At 37.0% G+C, this 7,538-nt stretch carries 5 protein-coding genes; all 5 read right to left on the reverse strand.

Translation table 11 applies throughout. The annotated features are described in order from the left end of the window. Positions 1 to 326 precede the first annotated feature (326 nt). Positions 327 to 1,352 (reverse strand): hypothetical protein, encoded by a 1,026-nt coding sequence (locus E1171_RS12140; protein WP_155206274.1) that lies wholly within the window; start codon positions 1,350 to 1,352, stop codon positions 327 to 329. Between the two features lie 263 nt (positions 1,353 to 1,615). Beyond that, on the reverse strand, positions 1,616 to 2,908 hold the full coding sequence (gene hemL, locus E1171_RS12145; protein WP_155206275.1) for a glutamate-1-semialdehyde 2,1-aminomutase: 1,293 nt from the start codon (positions 2,906 to 2,908) through the stop codon (positions 1,616 to 1,618). Between the two features lie 235 nt (positions 2,909 to 3,143). After that, positions 3,144 to 4,973, reverse strand: coding sequence for an ABC transporter substrate-binding protein (locus E1171_RS12150; RefSeq protein ID WP_155206276.1), 1,830 nt, complete (start codon positions 4,971 to 4,973; stop codon positions 3,144 to 3,146). Between the two features lie 292 nt (positions 4,974 to 5,265). Then, positions 5,266 to 6,795, reverse strand: a complete 1,530-nt coding sequence (gene guaA, locus E1171_RS12155) for a glutamine-hydrolyzing GMP synthase (RefSeq protein WP_155206277.1) — start codon at positions 6,793 to 6,795, stop codon at positions 5,266 to 5,268. A gap of 243 nt (positions 6,796 to 7,038) precedes the next feature. Then, the coding region (locus E1171_RS12160) for a DUF922 domain-containing protein (protein ID WP_155206278.1) at positions 7,039 to 7,538 on the reverse strand (500 nt) is incomplete at its 5' end.

Raw genomic sequence — 7,538 nt, forward strand, 5'->3', positions numbered from 1 at the left:
TAATGAAATAGATTTGACGATTGAAAAAGGACGATTTTTAGACCAATAAAGCTAAAACCTTCAAACAAATAAGTTGATATAATAAGGAATAGCCCGAGGTTCGACTGAGACTTATTGGATCCACAAATGAATAAGTACAGATTAATCAGCCCCATTTTTCCCCATTAGGCCAGCGACCGAGCCATCGAGCATCGGGAATTTCAAAGTTTACCTAGTTTAGGGCCATCTTTTTTTAGCAAAAATGGCTTGGATATTCCTCTAAATACCACTTTCATAATTTAAAACCAAAAAAAGTAAAATGGCCATTTAGAAAAAGATTTCTTTCCTTAGCCTTCTTTTTTCTTAAAAGTAAAGCCCAAAACAGGGAAACTTGCCTTTATGAGTACATAAGTACCTTGCCCTTTCAAAGAGGGGCGATATCCCATTTCAGCCCCATAACTCCAACTTAATTCCTGATTAAATTTCCCATCTATTCCCATTCGAAATCCCAACTTATTCTTTTTAATAGGGTCTGTAGAATAAATATTTCCAAGGTAAACAATATCTTCCAATAACACTGAAGGGGCAACCAACACATCAAAATAGGTAGTTAGCAGTAAATCTTTAGTCAAATTACTATAGTTCTTAGGCCGAACAGAGAAATTTCTAAACCAAGCCATGGAACCCCCAATATAAATCCCATTTACCTGCAAGTTTCCGAACATCTCAAAATTTCCTTCATGCGGAAAGCTTTCCCCTTGGTTAGAAGCAATCCACACATTCTGATCGTCCATTGTACGCTGCAGATCAACCGTGGTGGAATAATGAAAAGCGCCCAAACGAGCACCAATAATTTTCCTTACCTTAGAGGGAACCACTATATTTTCGGGGACATGAGCCGCCCATTTCGCCCCTTTCAACCTTTTGGAATAAAGAGCAATCTTGGACTGCCCGTCGTAGGCCTGGTCCCGAAGGTGGTATGTACCCCCCACTTCCAGATAGTAAAAAGCCCGAGGCACATTACCGAAGTGAGTTACACTCTTAGATACCTTTACTGCCGCATCTCGATTAATATCAAAAGATTTTCCATAGGTAGTACGGAAATTTGCCCTGAAATCAAATTGGTCTGACAAATAATATTGAACCTCAGCCCCAAAACCAACATTAACATTGGTTACAAAAACTTCTCCATAAAAGGGCTGAATTTGAATAAATAAATCTTTTAAACGGTAAGGCTCATCGTAATTAAATTCGTAGGAAGTTCCACGACTACCTTTTCTACTGGTGGCATTTTGTGCTTGCAAAATACCAGATCCATTCAACAAGAAAAAAAACAGAGAAAAAGTGATCAGACTTAACTGCTTCCTATTCATGGTAGAATTTAAAATGTTTAAAAAATACTAGAAGAGTAAAGATAAATAATTCGGACTTATTTTAAAGCTTATTGGCTTTTTAAAGGAATTTGGAGGAGAAAAATGTATAATAAAGATAAAAAAAACCGTAAAAATTTGGATTATTTTATATAGATGCAATTTATTTCCTCTCCAAGATAATGGTAGGCTTGTGATTAATTGATGAGGTTTAAATAAATATTCAATTTATCGCGCCTCAAGGTAAGACGCGATAAATCTCTCAATTAGGAGTGAATTTTTTCTAAGGCTTCAAAATTAGCCGAAACTATTTGTTCAATTTCCTTCTCTCCAATCGCCGTAGATACAAAAAGAGTTTCAAATTGAGACGGTGCCAAATAAACCCCTTTGTGTAGCATCTCTCTAAAATATTTTCCAAAAAGAGTTAAATCGGAAGATTTTGCTGACTCAAAATCGAAAACAGGTGTATCAGAAAAGAAAATACTGAACATAGAACCAATTTGGTTTATGGTATAGTTCAAATTTAATTTATTTAGGTTTTCATTAAAACCCTTAACTATTTTTCCAGTAGTCTCATTTAATTGAGTGTAAATTTCGGAATGATCATTCAGATAGTTCAACATCACCATACCTGCCGTCATAGCTACAGGGTTTCCAGATAAAGTGCCTGCCTGGTAAACCGGGCCTTGGGGTGATACAAAATCCATGATTTCTTTTTTACCTCCATAGGCACCCACCGGCATTCCCCCTCCAATAATTTTACCTAAAGTGGTTAAATCCGGGTTTATTCCAAATAATTCTTGAGCACCTCCTTTGGACAAACGGAATCCTGTCATCACCTCATCAAAAATCAAGATAATTCCTTCTTGGTCACAAAGAGTTCTTAGACCTTGTAAAAAGCCTTCGGCAGGCAACACACAACCCATATTTCCAGCCACAGGCTCCAAAATTATTGCTGCAACTTCACCTTTATTTCCCTCTACTAAATCTTTTACGGCTTGCAAATTATTAAAGGGAGCCGTAAGTGTATCTTTTGCTGTTCCTTTAGTAACCCCAGGACTATCTGGCTCACCCATAGTAATGGCACCGCTACCCGCAGCTATCAAAAAAGAATCACCATGCCCATGATAACAACCTTCGAACTTAATAACTTTATCTCTTTGCGTATATCCCCTAGCTAGACGGATAGCCGACATGGTAGCTTCAGTTCCGGAATTCACCATTCGTACCTTCTCTATGGAAGGCACCATGGAGATAATTAGCTCTGCAATTTCAATTTCCTTAGCTGTCGGAGCACCAAAAGATAAAGAATCCTTAATGGCTAAAGCAACCTGACTTTCTACATTTTCATAATCATGGCCCAAAATCATGGGACCCCATGAATTAATCATGTCGATATAAGCATTGTCGTCCTCATCGTACATATATGCCCCTTTGGCCGACTTGATGAAAAGAGGATTACCACCCACAGCTTTAAAAGCCCTAACCGGTGAATTAACCCCTCCAGGAATAAATTGTTGTGCTTTTTCAAAAAGCGCTTTACTACGTTCTGTTTTCATAATTCCAAATATTTTCCACTAGCACCTGGTACAAAAAGCTAAAAGAAAACCTATTTTAAAATCCTTATAAAAGAGCTACTTTTATATTTCTTTCAACTCATCTCTAATTCCTTCCCAAAAAAATCAATGGATTCAAAATGTTAATGACTACTTTTATTTCCAGAATTGAATTTAAAAGTTTAGTAAAAATACAACTATGGACCTCAAATAATAAAATGATTTAACCCTGATATCTTTAGTAACTCTCTTTATTTACTAAACGGACTTCACCTTCTTTTAAAGTAATAATAGGAACCACTTGATTATCCCTCTGATCTTTGTATTGAACTCCTTCTAAAAATTTTGAGTGGAAGGTTTCCAAATCCGGAAATTCATATTGAAAATGATTTCCGTATTGGTTCATCATTTTACCAAAAAACCAAAGCAAATCATACCCTATGTAAGCATTGATGCTAGGAAGTGTATGAGACCTTTCCTGAAATCTCTTTTTAAATTCCAAAATTTCCGGATTATCATAATTGATATAAGTTGGAGCCATAAAGTAAACATTTAAACGCCCCAGTTGGTCGTAATCTGTTGACCTGGAACTTAACCATCCTTCTGACATCAATACAGGCACATTATCTCCACGTATTTCTATAGCACTAATAGTACTGGCCATTAAAGGCTTTTGATTAGTAGCCAAAAATATATGTCCTAAACTATCTGGAGCAATTTTTAGTACCTCCTCTTCCTCATCCTTTTGTTTTCCATTTAAAAAATCTTCATCTCCATATTCCTTCGGAATCATTTCACTTAAAACATTGATGATCTCTCGGGATTCTGCTCCATCCACTTTAAGCATATCAATAACTGAAATGCCTTTTGACTCTATTTCAGTTTTATAAGAGTAAGCCCAAATTGAATCTCTTTTTGAGCTGCCATAAATAATCATGGCGGTTTTCTTCTCAAACTCTTTCTCAGCAAATTTGGCTGCTTCCTTAGCCTGGGTTGCATCACTAGCATTAAAAAGAAACGAATATGGATTCTTTTCAATCACTGCTGAATTGAAAGACAAAGGATTCACCATATCAGTCTGGTGTGTAAAGGAAAAATCATTTGCTGCCACACTTGGTCCTGGGTAAAGAGGACCAATTATTAAATCCATCTCATCCATTTCTTTTTGGTTTAGAACACCTTCGGTAAATTGTTGATCTTTTTGCGTATCGTAAGCAAAAAGGTTCACTTTTATTCCTTCTGTTTCCAAATCTTCCTGGGCAAATTCCATTCCCTGGTACAAATCAATGACGAATTGGTTACTTAAATTGCGTCTGACTGGAAGTAATTCATCTGTCATGAATGGTAACAATACTGCCAGATTATATTCTGCTTTCTTTTCAGAATCTACTGCAGCCAATCCTTCAAATTTCTCCGGGTCAAGCTGGTAATCCTGTAAAAGTTGATTTAGCAGTTTGTGATCTTGTATTTCGAGGGGCTGGGCCAAGATCTTCATGCCTATCAAAGAAGCAATATCAGCATCTTTGGTTTCCTCTAATAACTCTTGTAGGTCGGAAATACTTTCTCCTCGTAAATAATAAAATTTCATTTTCTGGGCCTCAACCAGAAGATTGGGATTTTTGATTTCAGCCAAAACAATTTCCGCCTGCAAATCCATTTCTTTTTCAAAGTAAATCAAGCCTAACCAATAATTCACCTCATCCAATTTATCCCATTCGCGAAATTTACCCTTCAACTGCAAAAACATGTCCCTGGAAACATTTTCCTCACCCACCTTGTATGCCGATAAAGCATAAAAATACATGGCATATGGTTTATATGGATTAACGTCTCTGGAATGGGTCAGGGGTTTAAATTCTTCCATGGCCAGACGGTACTCTTCTCTCTCAAAAAGATTCTTTCCTTTAAGATATTGCTGATTGTTAACAACTTTATAATAAGAACACCTCTCACCCTTATCACAAACATGATATCCTTTACTAATAGAGGCTATACTCGTGCGTTTTTGTCCTGAAACTCCTGATAAAATCAGTGTAAAAAAAAGGATAAACAAACAAAAATTTCTCATAAGAATGAGGTTGGTAATGAATACTTTATTTAAAAATACTAGGGGCCCGTATCTTACTACAATCACCCTTTAATTAATTCCCTAATGATGCATATTTCAAATGCGTTAAAAAGTCCGAAAACTTCCCTTTTCTAAAAACTCCCGGCAAAAACTCATCCAAAAACACTTTTCATCATTTTAATTAATGCAAATATAATTAACCTAATGGATAATCTAATAGCTTTGCCTGCAGTTCACAAAAAAAGCCGGATACTTTTCAGCGTCCGGCCCCTTATTTAATTATTTCAACCTCCTATTCCCACTCAATGGTAGCAGGTGGTTTCGAACTTATATCATAAACTACACGGTTAACACCTTTTACCTTATTTATAATGTCATTGGAAACTTCTCCTAAAAATTCATAAGGCAAGTGGCACCAGTCAGCCGTCATTCCGTCCACACTACTTACTGCCCTCAGAGCCACCACACTTTCGTAGGTTCTTTCATCCCCCATAACTCCTACTGATTGAACCGGAAGCAAAACGGCACCTGCCTGCCAAACAAAGTCATAAAGACCATGCTTTTTCAGCCCCTGAATAAATAAGTAATCGACCTCTTGTAAAATATGAACCTTCTCTGGCGTTACTTCACCTAAAATCCGAATCCCTAAACCAGGTCCCGGAAAAGGATGACGTCCCAAAATAGCAGGATCAATATCCAAGCTTTTTCCCACTCTTCTTACTTCGTCCTTAAAGAGGGATTTTAAAGGTTCCACTACCTGAAGTTTCATAAAATCAGGTAACCCACCTACATTATGATGTGATTTTATTGTAGCAGAAGGACCCTTTACCGAAACAGACTCAATGATATCTGGATAGATCGTCCCCTGTCCCAACCATTTTACGTCCTGAATACGGTGAGCCTCATCATCAAAAACCTCAATAAATACTCTTCCTATTGCTTTTCTCTTTCCTTCAGGGTCAGAAATTCCGTGTAAGGCTGCGTAAAACTTATCTTTTGCATCCACACCAACCACGTTTAACCCCATTCCTTTATAAGAGGCCAAAACATCTTCAAATTCATTTTTTCTTAGTAGACCGTTATCTACAAAAATACAATGAAGATTTCCTCCTATGGCTTTATGAAGTAGCATAGCGGCTACTGAAGAATCTACCCCACCGGATAAACCCAAAACCACCTGATCGTTCCCCAGCTGTTTTTTCAATTCTGAAACTGTAGTTTCTACAAAAGACTCTGGCGTCCATTCCTGCTTACAACTACATATATCAACCGCAAAGTTTTTCAAAATGGTAGCGCCATCCTCTGAGTGCGTTACTTCCGGATGAAACTGAATGCCATAAGTTTCCTCTCCTTTAATATGATAGGCAGCTACTTGTACGGAAGGGGTACTAGCAATTCCTTCAAAATTTTCTGGCAAGCGCGCAATAGTATCTCCATGTGACATCCATACCTGAGAATTTTCCTTCACTCCTTGAAATAAAGCATTTTGTTGATTAAAATTCACCAAATGAGCTCTTCCATATTCTCTAATTTCGGAAGGAAGCACCTCTCCTCCATTAGCATTGGCCATATATTGGGCTCCATAACAAACCCCTAATACAGGAATCTTTCCACGAAATGGCGATAAATCTACCTGAGGGGCATCCTTTTCCCTTACCGAGCAAGGACTACCCGACAAAATAAGACCTTTCACATTTTCACCAATCTCCGGAATATGGTTATAAGGGTGAATCTCACAATAAATATTCAACTCTCTTACACGCCTTGCTATCAGCTGGGTGTACTGTGATCCAAAATCAAGTATTAATATCTGTTCAGCCATGCCGCAAAAATAGCAGACCTAAGCAGTTTTTACTAATCCAAAAATAAAAATATTATTTCCCCCATCCGTTCAGATCCTCTATTCCCAACCCACATTACACAAAAAATAATTAGAAATAAAAAAATTAAGAAATAGAACTTGCCTAAGTTACTTGACGGGACTCAGATTTTACAATGAATACAAACCTAATTTAAAAGTAGGCTAAGAAATCATTTAAAATTAAATACATTGAAGCTAATCTTATTATTTAGAGGAAGCATATTTTTGTTTTTCCAACATCTCCTGCTTTACTTTTTTCATCCATTTCTCTTGATCTATCTTCTTACTCCCATGATTCGTTTCTTTGTCATACTGATCCTGCATTTTCTTCCACTCCTTCATAACCTGTTGAAAAATACCTTTACACTTCCTTTTGTAATTAGAAGGAGTATATTCCCCCTGTTCCAGACGTTTTCTTAATATCCTTGCATATAACTCGGTAATATCAAAATGTAACTGTTCATGAGCCAATAATTCCGGTTTCTCATGTCCTTTCTTCACCCAGGAAAATCGCTTTTCAAAATAGCAACTCACCTCAAAAGATAAGTCAATTTTATCTTCAAGTATCCCAGCCCGATATTTATAGTTTAAGACTGCATTGGTTAGAGCCGAAAATTCACTTTTAGGATCTGGGGCCCCTTTAAAATCTTTCCATTGTAGCTTTCGGTCCGGGTTCCAATGAATAATGTCTTTCTTCTTGGGTT

This window comes from Xanthovirga aplysinae (genome assembly GCF_009711365.1).
GTDB lineage: Bacteria > Bacteroidota > Bacteroidia > Cytophagales > Cyclobacteriaceae > Xanthovirga > Xanthovirga aplysinae.

Bases quoted from the DNA above. Each gene is read 5' to 3' on its own strand.
- guaA (WP_155206277.1), bottom strand. From the start codon at position 6,795: ATGGCTGAACAGATATTAATACTTGATTTTGGATCACAGTACACCCAG.
- E1171_RS12140 (WP_155206274.1), bottom strand. From the start codon at position 1,352: ATGAATAGGAAGCAGTTAAGTCTGATCACTTTTTCTCTGTTTTTTTTC.
- E1171_RS12150 (WP_155206276.1), bottom strand. From the start codon at position 4,973: ATGAGAAATTTTTGTTTGTTTATCCTTTTTTTTACACTGATTTTATCA.
- hemL (WP_155206275.1), bottom strand. From the start codon at position 2,908: ATGAAAACAGAACGTAGTAAAGCGCTTTTTGAAAAAGCACAACAATTT.